This is a genomic window from Paenibacillus antri (assembly GCF_005765165.1).
Lineage (GTDB): Bacteria > Bacillota > Bacilli > Paenibacillales > YIM-B00363 > Paenibacillus_AE > Paenibacillus_AE antri.
The window spans coordinates 1-20,089 of record NZ_VCIW01000038.1 but is presented as its reverse complement, the minus strand read 5'-3'; the positions used below and the strand labels follow the sequence as shown (position 1 = coordinate 20,089).

The following is a 20,089-nucleotide window of genomic DNA, read 5'->3' as shown; positions in this document are numbered from 1 at the left end:
AGGTCCGGGAGCGGCGGCTTAGTCTTCCTTGCGGAGACCGAGGCCGAGCTCTTCCAGCTTCTCCTGTACTTCTTCCAAGGACTTGCGCCCGAGATTGCGAACCTTCATCATATCTTCTTCCGTCTTCGTGATCAGCTCTTGCACCGTATTGATGCCGGCGCGCTTCAAGCAGTTGTACGAACGAACGGAGAGATCGAGTTCTTCGATCGTCATCTCGAGTACTTTTTCCTTTTTGTCTTCCTCTTTTTCGACCATGATCTCGGCGTCTTTCGCTTCGTCGGTCAACCCGACGAACAGCATCAGATGCTCCGTCAAGATTTTCGCGCCCAAGCTTACGGCTTCTTCAGGGCGGATACTGCCATCAGTCCATACTTCCAGTGTCAGCTTATCGTAGTTAGTCACTTGACCGACGCGGGTATTTTCCACACTGTAGTTGACGCGGGTAATGGGCGTATAGATCGAATCTACCGGAATGACGCCAATCGGCTGATCTTCCCGCTTGTTCTTGTCCGCGGATTGATAGCCGCGGCCGCGCTGCGCATGAATGCGCATATGCAGCCGTGCATCGGAGGACAAGGTCGCGATGTGAAGATCCGGGTTCAGGATTTCAACGTCGCTGTCGGCGCGAATATCTCCCGCCGTCACGACGCCGTCTCCCTCGGCGTCGATCTCGAGCACTTTCTCTTCGTCCGAATGGATTTTGAGCGAGAGACCCTTCAAGTTGAGAATGATCTCCGTTACGTCCTCCACCACACCCGGTACCGTTGAGAATTCGTGCAGCACGCCGTCGATTTGAACGCTTGTCACCGCGGCCCCAGGCAGCGACGACAGCAGGATTCGGCGCAGCGAATTGCCGAGCGTCGTCCCGTATCCCCGCTCGAGAGGCTCTACAACGAAACGGCCGTAGGAGCCGTCCTCACTGACTTGTACGGTTTCGATCTTCGGCTTTTCGATTTCGATCATCGATCAATACCCTCCTTAAACGTCGCTTTGCTCAAATCAAAAATGAGAAATTTCATAGTATGCCTATCCTCCACATCCACTATTCCCATGTATCGGATAAATATACTACAAATGTGAGCTTTGATTATACGCGACGACGTTTCGGCGGACGGCAACCGTTGTGCGGGATCGGAGTCACGTCTTTAATCAGATTCACTTCAAGCCCTGCGGCTTGGAGCGATCGGATCGCGGCTTCGCGTCCAGCGCCCGGTCCTTTGACCATGACTTCTACGCTCTTCAAGCCGTGCTCCATCGCTGCTTTCGCAGCGGTTTCCGCGGCCATCTGCGCAGCGAACGGCGTGCTCTTGCGGGAGCCCTTGAAGCCGAGGCCGCCGGAGCTTGCCCACGAGATCGCGTTGCCGTGCGGATCCGTGATCGTAACGATCGTGTTGTTGAACGTGGAACGAATGTGCGCGACGCCCGACTCGATATTTTTCCGGTCGCGGCGTTTCGTGCGCACCGCCTTCTTGGCTGGTTTTGCCATTGGTTGTTATCCTCCCTTCTTATTTCTTCTTGTTGGCTACGGTCCGACGAGGACCTTTGCGCGTACGAGCGTTCGTCTTCGTGCGTTGACCGCGAACCGGCAAACCGCGACGATGACGCAGGCCGCGATACGAACCGATCTCGATCAAGCGCTTGATGTTCAGAGCGATTTCGCGACGGAGATCGCCTTCCACCTTCAGGTTCTTGTCGATTTGGTCGCGCAGACGGCTGACTTCGTCTTCCGTCAAGTCTCTTACCCGCGTGTTCGGGTTGATGCCCGTTGCGGCAAGAATTTGTTGCGCCGTCGTTTTACCGATGCCGTAGATATACTGCAGGGAAATTTCGACGCGCTTGTCGCGGGGCAAGTCTACACCAGCTATACGTGCCATAGATTAGACGCGCACCTCCTTTTTAGCCTTGTTTTTGTTTATGCTTCGGGTTTTCGCAGATCACCATCACGTTGCCTTTGCGACGGATCACTTTGCATTTTTCGCAAATTGGTTTGACCGACGGTCTTACTTTCACTGAGAACCCCTCCTAATCCTAGTTACGGAGGCGAATCATTTGCGGTACGTAATTCGCCCTCTCGTCAAATCGTACGGCGAAAGTTGAATCACGACCTTGTCTCCCGTCAAGATTCGAATAAAGTGCATGCGCAATTTACCCGAAACATGAGCAAGAATTTGATGCCCGTTCTCCAACTCGACGCGAAACATGGCGTTCGGCAACGGTTCGATTACCGTGCCTTCGACTTCAATCACATCTTCCTTAGCCATTCGATGTCTCCTTTCCGCTCTCTTCGGCCGTCATGCCTTCCGCGAATTTCAGAAGCGCGTAACGGATCTTCCCGTTCGTGACTCTGCCGGTTTCTTGAATGCTGCTGGCAACCTCCGAGCTGATGAAATCGGTAATCTCGAGGTGCAGCACGTTTTTCTTCTTGGGAGCGTCGAATTTCCGCTTATCGCCGTCCGCGATCAAGACCGTGCGGCTGTCGACGAAACCGACGACGACCGCGTACTGCTCTTGATCCCTGCCGCGCAGCGTCCGCACGACCGTCCCAAGCTTCGGTTCCTTCGTTGCAACCACGCGCATCACCACTTAATTAACATTTCGTCAGAATCTCGTGCCCGTCGTCGGTGATCGCGATCGTATGCTCGAAGTGCGCGCATAACGATCCGTCCACCGTAACGACCGTCCAATTGTCCGACAACGTTCTGACGTACCGCTCGCCGACGTTGACCATCGGTTCGATCGCTAGCGTCATACCCGGTTTGAGCCGGGGTCCCCGATCCGGCATGCCATAGTTCGGAATTTGCGGTTCTTCGTGCAAATTCGTGCCGATGCCGTGACCGACGTATTCCCGAACGATCGAGAAGCCTGCGTCTTCCACAACCTTCTGTATCGCATGAGAGATGGTGAACAACCTTGCGTTCGGCTTCGCCTCCGCGAGGCCCGCGTAGAGCGACGCTTCCGTCACCTGCAGCAGCTTCGCCGCCGTGTCGGAGATCGTTCCTACGCCGTACGTCCAAGCGGAATCGCCGTGGTACCCGCCGTACATCGCGCCTATGTCGATGGAGATGATGTCTCCGTCTTGCAGAACGCGCTGCTTGCTCGGGATGCCGTGCACCAGTTGTTCGTTAACCGAAGCGCAGATGCTTCCAGGAAAGTCGTTATAGCCTTTGAAAGATGGCACAGCCTTCTGGCTGCGAATATACCGATCGGCGATTCCGTCGAGCTCCGCCGTCGTCACCCCGGGCTGTATGGCCTGAGCGAGCAGCCGGTGGGTCTCCGCCACGATGCGCCCCGCTTCACGCAGTACCTCGAGTTCCGCCTTGGACTTACAGACGATCATTCAGTCCTGGCCTCGCAACAGGCTGCGGAGTTCCGCGGTCACTTCATCGATGTCCCGCTCGCCGTTCAACTCCCGAAGCAAACCTTTCGCTTCGTAGTAAGCGAGGAGCGGCGCCGTCTTGTTCAAGTATTCGTCCAGGCGAGTGCCGACTTTCTCTTCGGTGTCGTCGGAGCGCTGGTACAGCTCCCCGCCGCACTTGTCGCATACGCCGGCTTTCGCCGGCGGATTGAAGAGCTCGTGGTACGTCGCGCCGCAGGAGCGGCAGATGCGACGTCCCGTGAGTCGTGCCAGCAGCAAGCCGCGGTCGACCTTCAGGTTCACGACATGATCGATTCCGCTGTCCAGCGACTTCAAGATTTCGTCAAGCGCCTCCGCTTGGGAAATCGTTCGCGGGAAGCCGTCGAGCATGAAGCCGCCCTTGCAATCGTCCTGCTGTAGACGTTCGCGCACGATGCCGATCGTCACTTCGTCCGGTACGAGTAAGCCCGCATCGACGTATTCCTTCGCCTTCACCCCGAGCGGCGTGCCCTGCTTCATTGCGGCGCGGAACGCGTCGCCCGTCGAGATGTGCGGAATCGAAAATTCCGCGACGATTCTTTCTGCCTGCGTGCCCTTGCCCGCGCCGGGAGGGCCCATGAGAATCAAGTTCATTGACGCGCCTCTTTCCCTGATCTCTTACCGATTGATGAAGCCCTTGTAATGGCGCTTGATCAACTGGCTTTCGATTTGCTTCATCGTCTCGAGCGCGACGCCGACGACGATGAGCAAGCTCGTACCGCCGACCGTTACCGTATTCGGAAGCCCCGCCAGACTGCCGAAGAATACCGGCAAGATCGAGACGAGAGCGAGGAAGATGGCGCCGGACAGCGTGATGCGAGAGATGACTTTCGTCAAGTAGTTCGACGTCGTGATCCCCGGACGAATGCCTGGGATGTACCCGCCGTTCTTCTTCATGTTATCGGCCATCTGCACCGGATTGATCTGCACGAACGTGTAGAAGAAGGTGAAGCCGATAATCAGAAGCACGTACAACACCATGCCGAGCGGCGCCGTGTAATACGTATTAGCGATAATCCAGTCCGCGACCGCGTTGCCCGTGAAGAAGCTAGCGATCGTATACGGGAAGAGCAGCAGCGACAGCGCGAAGATGACCGGAATGACGCCCGCCGCATTCACCTTAAGCGGGATATGCGTCGATTGTCCGCCGTACATCTTGCGCCCGACGACGCGCTTCGCGTATTGAACCGGAATTTTCCGAATGCCCTGTTGGACGAAAATGACGCCGACGATAATCGCTACGACGACCAGCACGATCAGAACGACCTTCAGGATGTTGAGGAACAGCGCGCTGTCCACAGCATTCAGGAAGAGGGTCTGATAAATCTGCTGGATAATCGTAGGAATCGCGGCGATGATCCCGGCGAAGATCAAAATCGAGATCCCGTTGCCGATCCCTTTTTCCGTAATCTGCTCGCCGAGCCACATCAGGAACGCCGTACCGGCCGTCAGAACGATCGCGATCAGCGTGAACGTCGCGAAGCTGACGTCGATAACGAGACCAGGGAACAGATTATTGAAACCGATCGACATGCTGTACGCTTGGAACAGACCCAGAACAATCGTACCGTACCGGGTAATCTGAGCGAGCTTCCGTCTGCCGACTTCGCCTTCCTTCGCCCACTGCGTGAAGCGCGGAACGACGTCCATAGAGAGCAGCTGCACGATGATGGATGCCGTGATGTACGGCATGATCCCCATCGCGAAGATCGAAAACTGGAACAACGCGCCGCCGGAGAACGTGTTCATGAGACCGAACACGCCCTGCGACTGCACGTCAGCCGCCGTCAACGCATCGAGATTAATGTTCGGCACCGGAATGAACGCGCCGAGCCGGTAGATGATCAAAATCCCGAGCGTGAACAAAATCCGGTTCCGCAGCTCGGCGACTTTCCAAATGTTCTGCACCGTCGTCAGCATCAGATCACCTCGGCATTGCCGCCCGCAGCGGTAATTTTTTCAACCGCAGATTTCGAGAACTTGTTCGCCTTGACCGAGAGCTTCACGGTCAATTCGCCGTCGCCGAGAACTTTGATGCCGGCAAGCGGGTTCTTGATGATTCCGGAGTTGATCAAGATCTCCGGAGTCACTTCCGTGCCGTCGGCAAAGTTGTTCAACTGCTCAAGGTTCACAATCGCGTACTCTTTGCGGAACGGGTTATTGAAACCGCGCTTCGGCAAACGGCGGTACAACGGGTTCTGACCGCCTTCGAAACCAGGGCGTACACCGCCGCCGGAACGTGCGTTCTGACCTTTGTGACCTCGTGTCGACGTTTTGCCCATGCCGCTGCCGACGCCGCGGCCAACGCGCTTGCGCGTTTGACGCGAACCCGGTGCCGGTTGCAGTTCGTGGATTTTCATCGTCGCACCTCCTTCATATAGTTCCATGCACAAGAAAATCATCGAAGAACTTCGACGAAATTTTGTTTACTCGACTTCTTTTACATCTACCAAGTGTATCACTTTGTTGACCATTCCGCGAATGGCCGGATTGTCGTTCTGCACGACGGACTGGTGCATCTTGCGGAGGCCCAGTGTCCGGACCGTAACGCGTTGGTCTTCCGGGCGACCGATCAAGCTGCGCTTGAGGGTGATTTGCAATTTCGCCACGAACGTCCCCTCCTCGTTATCGTAGTAGCTCCTCGACGGTCTTGCCGCGAAGTTTCGCCACATCTTCGGCGCGCTTCAAGCGGGAGAGACCTTCGAGCGTAGCGTTAACCATGTTCATCGAGTTGGACGAGCCAAGCGATTTCGTCAGGATGTCGCCGACGCCTGCAAGCTCGAGCACCGCGCGAACCGGGCCGCCGGCGATGACGCCGGTACCTTCGGAAGCGGGCTTCAGAAGCACTTGACCTGCGCCGAACTTACCCACAACGAGGTGCGGGATCGTCGTTCCGACGAGCGGGATTTTGATAAGATTTTTCTTCGCGTCTTCGATGCCTTTGCGAATCGCGTCCGGCACTTCCGCCGCTTTGCCGATGCCGGCGCCGACATGACCTTGACCGTCGCCGACGACGACCAGCGCGCTGAAGCTGAAACGGCGTCCGCCTTTTACGACTTTAGCGACGCGGTTGATCGTTACGACCTTCTCCGTCAATTCGCCTACTGTATTCGGATCAATGCGCAAGCATAACCCTCCTTGTTTGTGAGATTAGAATTCCAAACCGGCTTCGCGAGCCGCGTCCGCGAGCGCCTGGATCCGGCCGTGGTACAAGTACCCGCCGCGATCGAATACGACGTTCTTCAGACCTGCCGCTTGCGCCTTCTTCGCGATCGCTTCGCCGACCTTGCGAGCCGCCTCCACGTTGCCTCCGTTGCCTACGCCTTCCAAATCCTTGTCGAGCGTCGAGGCTGCTGCCAATGTTACGCCTTTGACGTCGTCGATGATTTGCGCGTAGATGTGCTTCGAAGAGCGGAATACGTTCAGTCTAGGGCGCTCCGCCGTACCGGTGATTTTCTTCCGAACGCGGAAATGGCGCACTTTACGAGTTTTATTCTTATCGCCTTTCGTAATCATGAGCTTACTTTCACTCCTCTCATGCTTGATCGCTTGCCGCTACGCGGCGCTGGATCGATTACTTCTTCTTGCCGCCCGCTTTACCCTCTTTACGGATAATGCGTTCGCCTTCGTATTTGATGCCTTTGCCTTTGTACGGCTCAGGCTCGCGCACGGAGCGTACTTTCGCCGCGTATGCGCCGACGAGTTCCTTGTCGATGCCGCGAACGATAATGCGGTTTTGTGCGGGAACTTCGAATTCCACGCCTTCCGGAACGATCTCGACCGGATGCGAGTAGCCTACGTTCAGGACAAGCTTCTCGCCTGTCTTGTTCGCGCGGTAACCGACGCCGACGAGCTCGAGCGTCTTCGCGTATCCGTCCGTTACGCCGATGATCATGTTCGCGATCACGCTGCGAGTCGTACCGTGCAAGGAACGATGCAGCTTGTGATCGGATGGGCGTTCTACGAGGATTTCGTTTTCCGCCACGTTGATTTTCATATCTTTATGCAGTTCGCGGGACAGCGTGCCTTTCGGCCCTTTCACCGTAATCGTACGGTTGTCGAGGGTGACCGTTACGCCGTTCGGAACTGCAATCGGTTTGCGTCCAATACGGGACATCTTGCGTTGCACCTCCGTTTCTTGTGTTGCTGAATTACCACACGTAGCAGACGACTTCTCCGCCGCTCTTCGATTGACGAGCCGCTTTGTCGGTCATCAAGCCTTTGGATGTCGAGATGATCGCGATACCCAAACCGCCCAAGACGCGCGGAAGTTCGTTGGACTTCGCATAGACGCGAAGGCCCGGCTTGCTGATTCGCTTCAGACCCGTAATAACGCGCTCGTTATTCTGGCCGTATTTCAAGAACAGGCGGATGATCCCCTGTTTATTGTCGTTAACGTATTCCGCGTCGCGCACGAAACCCTCTTGCTTTAAGATTTCGGCGATTTCGCGCTTAATCTTGGATGCCGGGATTTCGACCGTCTCGTGACGGACCGTGTTCGCGTTGCGAATGCGTGTCAACATATCTGCAATCGGATCGGACATAACCATGAATCACGTACCTCCTTCCCTCGTCAGGGTTTTTACCAGCTGGCCTTTTTCACGCCGGGGATTTGACCTTTGTATGCCAATTCGCGGAAGCAAATCCGGCAAATATGGAATTTCCGCAGCACAGAGTGCGGGCGTCCGCAGCGTTCGCAACGCGTGTAAGCTTGAACTTTGAACTTCGGCTTACGTTGTTGCTTTACTTTCATCGATGTTTTTGCCACTTGCGTGGTTCACCTCCGTTTAGGTGGAGTTGGTCTTACTTAACGAATGGCATTCCCATTTGAGAGAGAAGCTCGCGAGATTCTTCGTCGGACTTCGCCGTCGTAACGATAACGATGTCCATGCCGCGGATCTTGTCGACCTTGTCGTACTCGATTTCCGGGAAGATCAGTTGTTCTTTGAGGCCCAGCGTGTAGTTGCCGCGGCCGTCGAACGCTTTCGAGGACACGCCGCGGAAGTCGCGGACGCGCGGAAGCGCGATGTTGAAGAGCTTATCCAAGAAGAAATACATGCGGTCGCCGCGGAGGGTAACCTTCACGCCGATCGGCATGCCTTCGCGAAGCTTGAAGCCTGCGATGGATTTCTTCGCCTTCGTAATGATCGGCTTCTGACCGGCGATCGTTTGCATCTCTTCCACAGCCGCGTCGAGCAGCTTCGCGTTGCCTGCTGCGTCGCCCACGCCCATGTTGATGACGACCTTCTCGATCTTCGGCACTTGCATTACCGATTGATAGCTGAACTTCTGCATCAATGCAGGAGTCACTTCGTTCAAGAACTTCTCTTTCAGTCTTGCTGCCATGGTTGCATTGTCCTCCTTCCTACGCGGGGTAGTTAGTCGATCACTTCGCCGGATTTCTTGGCGACGCGTACTTTTTTGCCGTTATCAAGCGTCTTGTAACCGATCCGAGTCGGCTTGCCGCTCTTCGGGTCGATGTGCATCACGTTCGAAGCGTGAATCGGAGCTTCTTGTTCGATGATGCCGCCTTGCGGATTCGCCGGGTTCGGCTTCGTGTGCTTCTTCACCATGTTCACGCCTTCTACGAGAACGCGGTTTTCACGCGGGTACGAAGCGATGATCCGGCCCTTCTTGCCTTTATCTTTACCCGTGATGACGATGACCGTATCGTCCTTCTTCACGTGCAATTTGTTGTTGTGGCTTTCGAGGATCTTCTTCAATCTAGGCATGTTTACACCTCCTGTGTTACACGGTTTCTATCGACTTAAGGTCCGATGCCCCGGATTAGATAACCTCGGGAGCCAAAGATACGATCTTCATGAAATCGCGATCGCGAAGTTCGCGAGCGACCGGTCCGAAAATACGAGTGCCGCGCGGGCTCTTGTCTTCCTTCACGATCACGGCTGCGTTCTCGTCGAACGAGATGTAAGAACCGTCTTTCCGGCGTGCGCCGCGAACCGTGCGGACGATAACCGCCTTAACGACGTCGCCCTTCTTGACAACGCCACCTGGTGTTGCTTCCTTGACGGAACATACGATCAAGTCGCCGATATGCGCTGCACGACGACCCGTGCCGCCCAACACGCGGATACACATCAATTCTTTCGCCCCGGAGTTGTCGGCCACTTTCAAACGGCTAAATGGTTGGATCACGTTGTGACCTCCTTTCGCATGCGTTCAAACCGTAATGTTGCTTACACGATTACCGCTTTTTCCACGATTTCGACGAGTCTCCAGCGCTTGTCTTTGGACAACGGGCGCGTCTCCATGATGCGGACCGTGTCGCCGATTTTCGCTTCGTTCGTTTCGTCGTGAGCTTTGAACTTCTTCGTATACTTAATCCGCTTGTGATAGAGTTCGTGCTTCTTGTACGTCTCTACCGCAACGACGATCGTCTTATCCATCTTATCGCTGACGACTTTGCCGATCTGCTCTTTTCGAAGGTTACGTTCAGTCACTGCTCAAGCCTCCTCTCGATTAGGATCCGATCCCGAGTTCGCGCTCGCGCAAAACCGTCTTCGCGCGGGCGATTTCTTTGCGCACTTCTCTGATCCGGGTTGGGTTATCCAATTGGCCGGTCGCCAGTTGAAAGCGGAGGTTGAACAACTCTTCTTTATAACCCGCTACTTTTTGTTCGATTTCGGCAGTGGTCAAGTTGCGAAGGTCATTAGCTTTCATTTGCTTCACCACCCAATTCTTCGCGCTTCACGAACTTCGTCTTGATCGGAAGTTTGTGCGACGCGAGTCTCATAGCCTCGCGAGCGATCTCTTCGCTCACCCCGGCGAGTTCGAATAAGATCTTGCCTGGTTTTACGACAGCAACCCACTTCTCGACGTTACCTTTACCGCTACCCATCCGGACTTCAAGCGGCTTTTGCGTAATCGGCTTGGAAGGGAAGATTTTAATCCATACTTTACCGCCCCGCTTGATGTAACGGGTCATTGCGATACGTGCCGCTTCGATCTGGCGGTTGGTCACCCAAGCCGGCTCGAGCGCCTGCAAACCGTATTCGCCGAATGCGACTTCAGTACCGCCTTTCGCGCGGCCCTTCATGCTGCCGCGTTGTTCTTTGCGGTATTTGACGCGTTTAGGAAGTAACATGGTTTATTGCTCTCCTTCCTTCTTCGTTCTCCGCTTTGCAGCAGGCAGAACTTCGCCGCGATAGATCCATACTTTAACGCCGATGCGTCCGTAGGTCGTGTGCGCTTCCGCCGTACCGTAATCGATGTCGGCGCGCAGCGTGTGCAGCGGCACCGTGCCTTCGCTATAGCCTTCCGTACGCGCGATTTCCGCGCCGCCGAGACGACCGCTGACCGAAGTCTTGATCCCCTTCGCGCCGGAACGCAGCGTGCGTTGGATCGCTTGCTTCATTGCGCGACGGAACGAGACGCGGCGCTCAAGCTGCTGCGCGATCGATTCCGCGACAAGAATCGCGTCCAATTCGGCGTTCTTGATTTCGGAGATGTTGATGTGGACTTTCTTGTCCGTCATCTTCGCGAGTTGACCGCGGATGACTTCGACTTCCGCTCCGCCTTTACCGATAACCATTCCGGGCTTCGCCGTATGAATAGTGACGTTCACGCGGTTCGCCGCGCGCTCGATGTCGATGCGGGATACGGAGCATTCTTTCAATTTATTCTTGAGGAACTCACGGATTTTGACATCTTCGATCAGGAGTTTGCCGAACTCCTTGTCGGCGTACCATTTCGATTCCCAATCGCGGATAATTCCGATTCGGAGTCCTACCGGGCTGACTTTTTGACCCACACGTTTCCCTCCTTATTGGTGAAGTATTATTGTTCCTTAACCGCGAGCGTGATGTGGCTCGTGCGCTTGAAGATCGAGAATGCGCGGCCTTGCGCGTGCGGTTGCATCCGCTTCATGGTCGGCCCTTCGTTAGCATACGCTTGGGAGATGACCAATTTGTTCGGATCCAAGTTGTAGTTATGTTCCGCGTTGGCGATGGCCGAGTTCAACAACTTCTCGATGACCGGCGATGCGCCGCGAGGCGTATGACGAAGGATGGAGATCGCTTCGCCCACCTGCTTGCCGCGAATGAGATCGAGCACCAGGCGCGCTTTCCGTGCCGTGATGCGAACATGACTCAAATGTGCTTTCGCTTCCACGAGATAGTACCCTCCTCTCGAGTGACCTTGTCCGTATTGGGGAAAACGATCCGCTTATCGCGCACCCTTTTCCCGCTGGTCGTTCGAATTGTTATCTTCTTCCGGTTTTCTTGTCGTCGTCGGTATGACCCTTGTACGTCCGCGTCGGCGCGAATTCGCCGAGCTTGTGGCCAACCATGTCCTCCGTTACGTAAACCGGAACGTGCTTGCGGCCGTCGTATACGCCGAACGTATGACCCACGAATTGCGGGAATACCGTCGAGCGGCGGGACCAAGTCTTGATGACGACCTTCTTGCCGGACGCGTTCAGTTCTTCGACTTTCTTAAGCAGGTAGCCGTCGATGAACGGCCCTTTCTTTAAGCTGCGGCCCATGGATGATCCTCCCTTCCAGGCTTAGGTTCGTTCGCGGTGCGCCGATTACTTCGTGCGGCGACGAACGATATATTTGTCGGATGCTTTGTTCTTCTTCCGAGTCTTCGCGCCAAGCGTCTTCTTGCCCCACGGGGACATCGGAGACTTGCGGCCGATCGGTGCGCGACCTTCGCCGCCGCCGTGCGGGTGATCGTTCGGGTTCATGACGACACCGCGGACGGTCGGGCGCTTGCGCATCCAACGGCTGCGGCCGGCTTTACCGATGTTGATCAACTCGTGGTCTTCGTTGCCTACGGAACCGATCGTCGCGCGGCACACCTTGAGAATGCGGCGCATCTCGCCGGAAGACAAGCGAACGATGACGTAAGTTTCTTCTTTACCGAGCAATTGAGCTTCCGTGCCTGCAGCGCGGACCAACTGGCCGCCCTTGCCCGGCTTCAGCTCGATGTTGTGGATCACGGTACCGACCGGAATGTTCTCCATCGGCAACGAGTTGCCCACTTTGATGTCGGCGTCCGGACCGGAGACGATCACGTCGTCTACCTTCAAGCCCTTCGGCGCGAGGATGTAGCGCTTCTCGCCGTCGACGTAGTTGATCAAAGCGATGTTCGCCGTACGGTTCGGATCGTATTCGATCGTCGCCACGCGTCCAGGAACGCCGTCCTTGTTGCGCTTGAAGTCGATGATCCGGTATTTCCGCTTGTGACCGCCGCCGTGGTGACGAGTCGTGATTTTACCTTGGTTGTTGCGGCCCGCTTTGTTCATGAGCGGCGCAAGCAAGGATTTCTCCGGCTGGTCCGTCGTGATTTCCGAGAACGCGTTGACCGTCATCTGACGGCGCGACGCCGTATACGGTTTAAAACTTTTGATTGGCATCTGGTTTCCCTCCTTCTTTAAAGAGTGTTATTCCGCCGTTTCGAAGAACGCGAGTTCTTTGCTGTCCGGGCTAAGCGTAACGATGGCTTTCTTCCACTCGGAAGTGTAGCCGTTGTAACGGCCGTAGCGCTTCGGCTTGGCTGCGACGTTGATCGTGTTAACGCTCGTGACCTTCACTTGGAAGATCGCTTCGACCGCTTGTTTGATTTCCGTCTTATTCACGCGACGATCGACTTCGAAGACGTATTTCTTGTCTTCCATCAGCTCGCTCGTACGCTCCGTGATGATCGGGCGACGGATAATATCATATGGGCTCTTCATTACGCGAACACCTCCTCGACTTTCTTGGCGGCATCCTTCGTGATGATGAGCTTGTCGTAACCGAGTACGTCGAGCACGTTGATGCCTTCCGCCGATACGAACTTCGCGTTCGGCAAGTTCCGTACGGACAATGCTACGTTATCGTCGTATTCAGCCGTGACGACAAGCGCCTTGCGGTCGATCTTCAGGTTGTTCAAAATCGCCTTGATTTCCTTCGTCTTCGGCGCCGCGATCGAGAGCGCGTCGAGAACGATGATTTCGTTGTCGATCACTTTCGAAGAGAGCGCGGATTTCAGCGCCAGACGACGAACTTTCTTCGGCAGTTTGAAACCGTAGCTGCGCGGAGTCGGTCCGAAGACGATACCGCCGCCTTTCCATTGCGGAGAACGAATGGAGCCTTGACGCGCGCGGCCTGTGCCTTTTTGTTTCCAAGGCTTGCGACCGCCGCCGCGCACTTCGCTGCGACCCTTCGTCTTGTGCGTGCCGGCGCGCAGGGAAGCCTGCTGCAGCAACACCGCGTCGTGCATTACGTATTTGTTCGGCTCGACGCCGAATACCGTATCCGCCAATTCGACTTCGCCCACTTGGGCGCCGCTTGCGTTATATAAAGCAACTTTCGGCATGGATGCTCCTCCTTTCTTATTTCTTAATGGCCGAAGCGATTTTCACGTAGCTGTTCTTCGCGCCAGGGATGGAACCGCTGATCAACAGAACGTTGCGCTCCGTGTCTACTTTAACGACCTTGAGATTTTGCAGCGTAACCGTCTCGTTACCCGTGCGGCCCGCCATCTTCTTGCCCTTCGGTACGCGGTTCGCGTCGCGGTGAATCGCGAGGGAACCTTGACCTCTGTGATACTTGGAACCGTGGGACATCGGTCCGCGGCTCATGTTCCAGCGTTGGATCGCGCCGAGCGTTCCGCGGCCCTTGGAAGTTCCCGTCACGTCAACATACTCGCCTTCCGCGAACAGGTCGGCCGAAACCACCTGGCCAACTTCGTATTGAGACAAGTCGACATCGCGGAATTCTTTAATGTAGCGCTTAGGAGTCGTGCCAGCCTTCTTCACGTGGCCAAGCGCCGGTTTCGTAGTGTTCTTCTCTTTCTTCTCGTCGAAGCCGAGCTGGATCGCGGTATAGCCGTCATTCTCGCCGTCCTTCTTCTGAAGAACTACGCAAGGTCCTGCTTGGATGACCGTTACCGGTACGACGTTGCCGTCTTCGGTAAACACCTGCGTCATGCCCAGTTTCTTTCCTAAGATACCTTTTGTCATGTTGACACCTCTTTTCGCCCTATAAGTAAATGATGGTTTGCGTTATATACGCGTGTTGCCTTGATCGCTCTTGAATTAGAGCTTGATTTCGATATCTACACCGGACGGCAAGTCCAAGCGCATCAAAGCGTCGACAGTTTGCGGCGTCGGGTTGACAATGTCGATCAGACGCTTATGCGTACGCATTTCGAACTGCTCCCGGGAATCCTTGTACTTGTGCACCGCGCGCAAGATCGTGATGATTTGCTTCTCCGTCGGCAACGGAATCGGACCGGAAACGCCTGCTCCGGAACGCTTTGCCGTGTCGACGATTTTCTCCGCGGACTGGTCAAGAACTCTGTGATCGTACGCCTTCAAACGGATACGAATCTTTTGCTTCGCCATGGTGAAAATCCCTCCTTCTATCGCCCAATTTTGTAATCGGACATACTCCGCGAAAATTCTCCGACTGCTCTTGAACACCGCATACCCACTTCATGGCAAAGGGGCCGGGTGTGTCGGCAACCTCTCGCATCATCGCACAGTCACAGACCAACGCTCACTATAATATCAAATTTTATAGGCGGACGTCAAGGAAATCTTCAAATAGTTTATGCATACCATCATTTACCATTTTATGGCCGTAAAATAATGCGAACGTTTTTCCTTTTCCCGTTTCCGTCCTTTAGGCAAATGCATATCTTGCTGTAGAAAGGTGCGAAAGGAGCAAATTCACGAATGAGGAAGAGACCGAGGAAATCGACTCGATGGCCGGACCGCATCAACGAGATGAATTGGCTGAGCGCGGATCCGGATGTGGATTCGATGCAGGATACTCAGGAAGAGCCGCGCGCTTCGCTGTCGGCCGCCAGCGCGAGCCCGCCGGCAAAGCGCAACGCCGGGACCGAGAAGAAGAAGGTTGAATTTAAAGAGTCCGCCATCGAAATCGAGAAACGAAGGGAAGTCGTCGACGGACCGATCATTTACACCGACGATATTTCCGATCAAGCCGTCACGAACGACAAGATTCAAAACCGCACGATCGACGGCAAGAAGATAAAATTGTCGGGTATCGGTACGGACGAATTGCAGGACTATATTATAAAGGAAGTAAAAATCGCGGACGGCAGCGTAACCTCCCGCAAAATCGCCGATCACGCGGTCGATCAGCGGCATCTGGCGAACCATTCCGTCACCGCGGATAAGCTCGCGCACCGTTCCATCCAAGGACACCACCTAATAGACGGCTGCATTACGTCCGAGAAGCTGGCCGACAAAGCGATCGACTCCCATAAGATTGCGGAAGGGTCGATCACGACCGCCCATCTGGCGCCGCAGTCGATCTCGGGCAGTCTGATGCAGGACGGATCTATTACAGCAAGCAAGCTGTCGGTCAGCTCGATTCAATCCGCCCATCTCGCCAACGGCGCGGTGAATTCGATCAAGCTCGGGAACGATTCCGTCACGACGGAGAAACTTTCCGATCATGCGGTAACGGACGCGAAGCTGGCGGAGAATTCCGTCGGATCGATTCATATCAAGTCCGGATCCGTCACTTTCGACCATATCCAGGATGAGGCGGTTTCGTCCGCCATGCTGCAAAATCGTGCCGTCACGGGGAGCAAGGTGGCGCCGGACAGTATCTCCGCCTTACATCTGAGGCATGAAGCCGTCACGACACCGCACCTCGCCCAGCATGCCGTAACGAACGATAAGCTCTCGGCGCAATCCGTCACCTCCGATAAACTCGCGGCCGGCTCGGTGACGTCCGAGAAATTGTCCGACGGAGCCATCACCTCCGAGAAGCTGGCTCTCGGCGCGATCGAAAAACATCACTTATCGACTTCGAGCGTGACGCGCGATCACCTGTGCGAAGGAGCTATCGTCAGCAGTCATCTCTCTCCGAACAGCATTGTATCGGTGCACCTGCAACGCAGCTCCGTCCTTACCCCGTCGATCGCGGACGAAGCCGTGAACGACGCGAAGCTTGCGCCGGGTGCCGTGAAAGCTCGCCATATCGACGACTCGGCCGTGGGGACGAAGCATCTGGCGGAGGAAGGCGTCACCTCTTCCAAGCTTGCGTCGGAATCGGTCTCGACCTCCCACCTTGCCGATGACGCCGTCACCGGCGATAAGATTGCGAAATCGACGATCCTCTCCGAGCATATCGCGCCTTCCGCCGTCGAATCCGTTCATATCGCACGTCGGTCGATCGGCACCGAGAAGATAACGGAACGAGCCGTTACCGGCGACAAAATCGCGGAGGACGCCATTCTCTCCGAGCATATCGCCGCGGAATCGATTCGCGGGTACCATCTTTCGCCCGGCTCCATCAAGGCCGCGCATCTGGACGAAGGCGTCTTCACGGTAGAGAAGCTAGCCGACGGCATCATCTCCGGGGAGAAGCTGCGCGCGCTCTCCATTCACAACCGCCATTTGAGCCCTGAAATCGTCACCTCGGATAAGATCGCTCCGGGCTCCGTCGGCTCCGCCCATATCGATGTCGGAGCCGTCACCGGCGAGCACCTTGCCGAGCAGTTGATCCGTGCGGAGCACTTGACTCCGGGAAGCGTGTCGAGCGTATCGCTGCAACCCGGCGCAGTCGATGCCGAGAAACTGGCGTCCGGCGCGGTTCGATCCGAACATGTCGCGAACGACTCCATCACGGGAACGCACATCGCGCCGGCTTCGATTTCCGAATCTCACTTGCAAGACGGCGCGGTGAAGAGCGATCACTTAGCCGAGCATTCCGTAAAGTCCATTCATCTGACCGCGGAAAATGTACTTGGGAAACACTTGGCCTATCAATCCGTACAGAGCATTCACCTTCGTCCCGCCGCGGTTCTGTCCGAACATATAGCGGAAACGTCGATATTGAATAAGCATTTGTCGGATAATGCCGTCTCCTCGCGGAATATCACATCCGGCGCGATTCGCTCCGAGCATCTCGCGGAAGGAACCATCGGCTCCGCGCAGCTACGGAAGGGTGCCATCGAGGGAGTGCATGTGCAGTCCGGAAGCATCGACGGGACCAAACTTGCAGCGGGCTCCATCGCCGAAGAGCATCTTCGAGACGAGGCCGTCACCGGCGAGAAAATCGCCCCTTTATCGATCCGCGCCGAACATCTCGAGGATGGCGCCGTCGGTTCGCTGCAATTGCAACCCGGCTCGATTTCTCGTGCGCATCTTGTCGAGGGAACGCTCGACATCGAAGACGGCAGCATCGACGGATCTAAACTTGCCGTTGATAGCGTCTATGAGGAGCATATTCTTCCAGGGGCCGTTACAAGTGAAAAGATCGCTTTGTCTTCGATCGGGTCCGAACACATTGAAGAAGACGCCATCGGCTCGCTTCATATTCAATTCGGTTCGGTCACCCGCTCGCATCTCGCCGAGGGAACGCTCGACATCGAGAATGGCAGCATCGACGGATCCAAGCTTGCCTCGGGCACCGTCAGCGAAGCGCATATCGCCCCGGGGGCCGTCACCGGCGACAAGATCGCTTCGTCTTCGATCGGGTCCGAGCATATCGAAGAGGGTGCCATCGGCTCGCTTCATATTCAATTCGGTTCGGTCACCCGCTCGCATCTCGCCGAGGGAACGCTCGACATCGAAGTCGGCAGCATCGACGGATCCAAGCTAGCCTCGGGCAGCGTCAGCGAAGAGCATATTGCCTCGGGGGCCGTCACCGCCGAAAAAATCGCTTCGTCTTCGATCGGTTCCGAGCACATTGAAGAGGGCGCCATCGGCTCGCTCCAACTGCAGGCCGGTTCCGTCACTCGTTCGCATCTCGCCGAGGGAACGCTCGACATCGAGGACGGCACCATCGACGGATCCAAGCTTGCCTTGAGCAGCGTCAGCGAAGAACATATTGCCCCGGGGGCCGTCACCGCCGACAAGATCGCTTCGTCATCGATCCGTTCCGATCACATTGAAGAGGGCGCTATCGGCTCGCTCCAACTGCAGACCGGTTCCGTCACCCGCTCGCATCTCGCCGAGGGAACGCTCGACATCGAGGACGGCAGCATCGTCGGATCCAAGCTTGCTTCGGGCAGCGTCAGCGAAGAGCATATTGCCTCGGGGGCCGTCACCGCCGAAAAAATCGCTTCGTCTTCGATCGGTTCCGAGCACATTGAAGAGGGCGCCATCGGCTCGCTCCAACTGCAAGCCGGGTCCGTCACTCGTTCGCACCTCGCTGAGGGAACGCTTGACATCGAGGACGGCAGCATCGTCGGATCCAAGCTTGCTTCGGGAAGCGTCAGCGGGGAGCATATCGCCTCGGGGGCCGTCACCGCCGAAAAAATTGCTTCGTCTTCGATCGGTTCCAAGCACATTGAGGAAGGCGCCATCGGCTCGCTCCATATTCAATTCGGTTCGGTCACCCGCTCGCACCTCGCCGAGGGAACGCTTGACATCGAGGACGGCAGCATCGTCGGATCCAAGCTTGCTTCGGGAAGCGTGAGCGGGGAGCATATCGCCCCTGGTGCCGTAACCGCCGACAAAATCGCTGCCCGATCGATTGGGTCCGAGCACATCGAAGAAGGCGCCATCGGTTCTCTCGAGCTGCGGAACGGTTCCGTGACTCGTTCGCATCTCGCCGAAGGAACGCTCGACATTCAAGCCGGTAGTATCGACGGATCCAAACTCGCTACGAATAGCATCGGAGAAGAACATCTTCAAGCAAGATCCGTCGCCAGCGAAACGATTCAAGAATGCGCCGTAACCGGAGTGCATCTTGCCGATGCCTCCGTTCAAGACATTCATATCGCTTCGGCGTCCGTTCGATCCGACCATCTCTCCGAAGAATGCGTAATGACGGAGCATCTTGCGAACGGTTCGGTAACGAACGATAAAATCGCGAAACAGAGCATAACTTCGGACTTATTGTCTCCTTCGTCGATCGCGGCGAATCATCTCGGCGATTCCCAAGTTACGGAGAACAAGATCGCAGACGGCGCCGTAACCTCCCGTCATATTCGAGACGGCTCCGTTGGAGCGGAGAAGCTCGCAACGAACGTTGTCCGATCTCCGCAAGCGCGGGCGGTCAACATGCAATTCGGATCGGCCCGGTTTTCGTTCGGCCCGCTCGACGCATCGGTTGAGGTGGAGATCCTCTTCCCGCAGAGCTTCGATCACGCCGACTATACGATTGTAGCGAACACGAACCACCATTCGTGTTATGCTTCCATCGGCGCTGTAACGAATCAATCGGCGAAGCTCACGATTACGAAAATCCACGTCGGTTCTCTCCCCGAAGGGCTGTTGTCCTGGATCGCAGTCGGTTAAGCAATTCGCCCGCTATACACCCTAACGTAAGGCAAAGCCTCCAGTCTGTATGGACCGGAGGCTTTGCCTTCGTTATAAGTACGAAAAAACGCCTCCGGATCGATGGCTCGATCTAGAGGCGTTCTTTGCTTCTCGGCTTGGCGACGTCCTACTCTCCCGGGACCCTGCGGTCCAAGTACCATCGGCGCTGGAAGGCTTAACGTTCGTGTTCGGGATGGGTACGCGTGGTTCCCTTCCGCCATTATCACCAAACCTATATAGTTCAGGGGTTGCTCCCTGAAAACTGGATGCGAAACTTGAGATGTTCATCCGAATATGTTGGATAAGTCCTCGACCGATTAGTATTCGTCAGCTCCACGCATTGCTGCGCTTCCACCCCGAACCTATCAACCACGTCGTCTACATGGGGTCTTCAAGCAGGGAAATCTCATCTTGAGGGGGGCTTCACGCTTAGATGCTTT

At 55.9% G+C, this 20,089-nt stretch carries 31 protein-coding genes and 2 rRNA genes; 1 reads left to right on the top strand and 32 read right to left on the bottom strand.

What is annotated here, in order from left to right; translation table 11 throughout:
* Nucleotides 1–18 precede the first annotated feature (18 nt).
* From FE782_RS31100 to rpsJ, 30 genes are all read right to left on the bottom strand, one after another.
* Nucleotides 19–963, bottom strand: a complete 945-nt coding sequence (locus FE782_RS31100; protein WP_138198234.1) for a DNA-directed RNA polymerase subunit alpha — start codon at nt 961–963, stop codon at nt 19–21.
* 124 nt (nt 964–1,087) lie between these two features.
* On the bottom strand, nt 1,088–1,486 hold the full coding sequence (gene rpsK, locus FE782_RS31095) for a 30S ribosomal protein S11 (RefSeq protein ID WP_138198233.1): 399 nt from the start codon (nt 1,484–1,486) through the stop codon (nt 1,088–1,090).
* Nucleotides 1,487–1,505: 19 nt separating this feature from the next.
* Nucleotides 1,506–1,874 carry a 30S ribosomal protein S13 gene (rpsM, locus tag FE782_RS31090; protein ID WP_138198232.1) on the bottom strand — a complete coding sequence of 123 codons (369 nt, stop codon included), beginning with the start codon at nt 1,872–1,874 and terminating at the stop codon, nt 1,506–1,508.
* A 22-nt stretch (nt 1,875–1,896) separates the two neighbouring features.
* Nucleotides 1,897–2,010 (bottom strand): 50S ribosomal protein L36, encoded by a 114-nt coding sequence (gene rpmJ, locus FE782_RS31085; RefSeq protein ID WP_003333770.1) that lies wholly within the window; start codon nt 2,008–2,010, stop codon nt 1,897–1,899.
* Between the two features lie 35 nt (nt 2,011–2,045).
* A complete protein-coding gene (gene infA, locus FE782_RS31080) occupies nt 2,046–2,261 on the bottom strand; it encodes a translation initiation factor IF-1 (protein WP_015253312.1) in 216 nt (71 codons plus the stop codon).
* A complete protein-coding gene (locus FE782_RS31075; RefSeq protein ID WP_138198249.1) occupies nt 2,254–2,577 on the bottom strand; it encodes a KOW domain-containing RNA-binding protein in 324 nt (107 codons plus the stop codon). The genes infA and FE782_RS31075 overlap by 8 nt, the downstream gene beginning before the upstream one ends.
* 10 nt (nt 2,578–2,587) lie before the next feature.
* Entirely contained in the window at nt 2,588–3,337 is a 750-nt protein-coding gene (gene map / locus FE782_RS31070; RefSeq protein WP_138198231.1) for a type I methionyl aminopeptidase, read from the bottom strand.
* Nucleotides 3,338–3,988: an adenylate kinase gene (locus tag FE782_RS31065; protein ID WP_138198230.1), complete on the bottom strand. Its 651-nt coding sequence runs from the start codon at nt 3,986–3,988 to the stop codon at nt 3,338–3,340. It abuts the gene before it with no gap.
* Nucleotides 3,989–4,012: 24 nt separating this feature from the next.
* On the bottom strand, nt 4,013–5,314 hold the full coding sequence (gene secY, locus FE782_RS31060) for a preprotein translocase subunit SecY (RefSeq protein ID WP_138198229.1): 1,302 nt from the start codon (nt 5,312–5,314) through the stop codon (nt 4,013–4,015).
* Nucleotides 5,314–5,754, bottom strand: a complete 441-nt coding sequence (rplO, locus tag FE782_RS31055) for a 50S ribosomal protein L15 (protein WP_138198228.1) — start codon at nt 5,752–5,754, stop codon at nt 5,314–5,316. Before rplO ends, secY begins: the two co-directional genes overlap by 1 nt.
* A gap of 66 nt (nt 5,755–5,820) precedes the next feature.
* Nucleotides 5,821–6,003: a 50S ribosomal protein L30 gene (rpmD, locus tag FE782_RS31050; RefSeq protein WP_238392727.1), complete on the bottom strand. Its 183-nt coding sequence runs from the start codon at nt 6,001–6,003 to the stop codon at nt 5,821–5,823.
* Between the two features lie 16 nt (nt 6,004–6,019).
* On the bottom strand, nt 6,020–6,520 hold the full coding sequence (gene rpsE / locus FE782_RS31045; protein WP_138198226.1) for a 30S ribosomal protein S5: 501 nt from the start codon (nt 6,518–6,520) through the stop codon (nt 6,020–6,022).
* 24 nt (nt 6,521–6,544) lie between these two features.
* Nucleotides 6,545–6,910 (bottom strand): 50S ribosomal protein L18, encoded by a 366-nt coding sequence (gene rplR / locus FE782_RS31040; RefSeq protein ID WP_138198225.1) that lies wholly within the window; start codon nt 6,908–6,910, stop codon nt 6,545–6,547.
* A 58-nt stretch (nt 6,911–6,968) separates the two neighbouring features.
* The gene (gene rplF / locus FE782_RS31035) at nt 6,969–7,511 is read right to left on the bottom strand and encodes a 50S ribosomal protein L6 (RefSeq protein ID WP_138198224.1); all 543 of its coding nucleotides are present in this window, start codon (nt 7,509–7,511) and stop codon (nt 6,969–6,971) included.
* A 34-nt stretch (nt 7,512–7,545) separates the two neighbouring features.
* A complete protein-coding gene (gene rpsH / locus FE782_RS31030) occupies nt 7,546–7,944 on the bottom strand; it encodes a 30S ribosomal protein S8 (RefSeq protein WP_138198223.1) in 399 nt (132 codons plus the stop codon).
* 32 nt (nt 7,945–7,976) lie between these two features.
* A complete protein-coding gene (locus FE782_RS31025; RefSeq protein ID WP_138198222.1) occupies nt 7,977–8,162 on the bottom strand; it encodes a type Z 30S ribosomal protein S14 in 186 nt (61 codons plus the stop codon).
* Between the two features lie 35 nt (nt 8,163–8,197).
* Nucleotides 8,198–8,740, bottom strand: coding sequence for a 50S ribosomal protein L5 (gene rplE / locus FE782_RS31020; protein WP_138198221.1), 543 nt, complete (start codon nt 8,738–8,740; stop codon nt 8,198–8,200).
* A gap of 32 nt (nt 8,741–8,772) precedes the next feature.
* Entirely contained in the window at nt 8,773–9,126 is a 354-nt protein-coding gene (gene rplX / locus FE782_RS31015; RefSeq protein ID WP_238392726.1) for a 50S ribosomal protein L24, read from the bottom strand.
* Between the two features lie 55 nt (nt 9,127–9,181).
* The gene (gene rplN, locus FE782_RS31010) at nt 9,182–9,550 is read right to left on the bottom strand and encodes a 50S ribosomal protein L14 (RefSeq protein ID WP_138198220.1); all 369 of its coding nucleotides are present in this window, start codon (nt 9,548–9,550) and stop codon (nt 9,182–9,184) included.
* A 41-nt stretch (nt 9,551–9,591) separates the two neighbouring features.
* Nucleotides 9,592–9,855, bottom strand: a complete 264-nt coding sequence (gene rpsQ, locus FE782_RS31005; protein ID WP_138198219.1) for a 30S ribosomal protein S17 — start codon at nt 9,853–9,855, stop codon at nt 9,592–9,594.
* Between the two features lie 19 nt (nt 9,856–9,874).
* The gene (gene rpmC / locus FE782_RS31000; RefSeq protein ID WP_138198218.1) at nt 9,875–10,075 is read right to left on the bottom strand and encodes a 50S ribosomal protein L29; all 201 of its coding nucleotides are present in this window, start codon (nt 10,073–10,075) and stop codon (nt 9,875–9,877) included.
* Nucleotides 10,065–10,499, bottom strand: a complete 435-nt coding sequence (gene rplP / locus FE782_RS30995) for a 50S ribosomal protein L16 (RefSeq protein WP_138198217.1) — start codon at nt 10,497–10,499, stop codon at nt 10,065–10,067. The genes rpmC and rplP overlap by 11 nt, the downstream gene beginning before the upstream one ends.
* Nucleotides 10,500–10,502: 3 nt before the next feature.
* Nucleotides 10,503–11,165, bottom strand: coding sequence for a 30S ribosomal protein S3 (gene rpsC / locus FE782_RS30990; protein WP_138198216.1), 663 nt, complete (start codon nt 11,163–11,165; stop codon nt 10,503–10,505).
* A 26-nt stretch (nt 11,166–11,191) separates the two neighbouring features.
* The gene (rplV, locus tag FE782_RS30985; RefSeq protein WP_138198215.1) at nt 11,192–11,524 is read right to left on the bottom strand and encodes a 50S ribosomal protein L22; all 333 of its coding nucleotides are present in this window, start codon (nt 11,522–11,524) and stop codon (nt 11,192–11,194) included.
* A gap of 91 nt (nt 11,525–11,615) precedes the next feature.
* Nucleotides 11,616–11,897, bottom strand: coding sequence for a 30S ribosomal protein S19 (gene rpsS, locus FE782_RS30980; protein ID WP_138198214.1), 282 nt, complete (start codon nt 11,895–11,897; stop codon nt 11,616–11,618).
* Between the two features lie 45 nt (nt 11,898–11,942).
* Nucleotides 11,943–12,773 carry a 50S ribosomal protein L2 gene (gene rplB, locus FE782_RS30975; RefSeq protein ID WP_138198213.1) on the bottom strand — a complete coding sequence of 277 codons (831 nt, stop codon included), beginning with the start codon at nt 12,771–12,773 and terminating at the stop codon, nt 11,943–11,945.
* A 27-nt stretch (nt 12,774–12,800) separates the two neighbouring features.
* Nucleotides 12,801–13,094, bottom strand: a complete 294-nt coding sequence (rplW, locus tag FE782_RS30970; RefSeq protein ID WP_138198212.1) for a 50S ribosomal protein L23 — start codon at nt 13,092–13,094, stop codon at nt 12,801–12,803.
* The gene (rplD, locus tag FE782_RS30965) at nt 13,094–13,717 is read right to left on the bottom strand and encodes a 50S ribosomal protein L4 (RefSeq protein ID WP_138198211.1); all 624 of its coding nucleotides are present in this window, start codon (nt 13,715–13,717) and stop codon (nt 13,094–13,096) included. The genes rplW and rplD overlap by 1 nt, the downstream gene beginning before the upstream one ends.
* A 16-nt stretch (nt 13,718–13,733) precedes the next feature.
* Nucleotides 13,734–14,363 (bottom strand): 50S ribosomal protein L3, encoded by a 630-nt coding sequence (gene rplC, locus FE782_RS30960; protein ID WP_138198210.1) that lies wholly within the window; start codon nt 14,361–14,363, stop codon nt 13,734–13,736.
* A gap of 75 nt (nt 14,364–14,438) precedes the next feature.
* Complete coding sequence (gene rpsJ, locus FE782_RS30955; RefSeq protein ID WP_013921163.1) at nt 14,439–14,747, bottom strand: 30S ribosomal protein S10; 309 nt, start codon at nt 14,745–14,747, stop codon at nt 14,439–14,441.
* Between the two features lie 333 nt (nt 14,748–15,080).
* Between rpsJ and FE782_RS30950 the strand changes: the two genes are divergently transcribed.
* Nucleotides 15,081–19,628, top strand: coding sequence for a WIAG-tail domain (locus tag FE782_RS30950; RefSeq protein ID WP_138198209.1), 4,548 nt, complete (start codon nt 15,081–15,083; stop codon nt 19,626–19,628).
* Nucleotides 19,629–19,763: 135 nt separating this feature from the next.
* Here the strand turns inward: FE782_RS30950 and rrf are convergent.
* Nucleotides 19,764–19,880, bottom strand: a 5S ribosomal RNA gene (gene rrf / locus FE782_RS30945).
* 66 nt (nt 19,881–19,946) lie between these two features.
* Nucleotides 19,947–20,089 (bottom strand): 23S ribosomal RNA (locus FE782_RS30940); the annotation flags it as partial.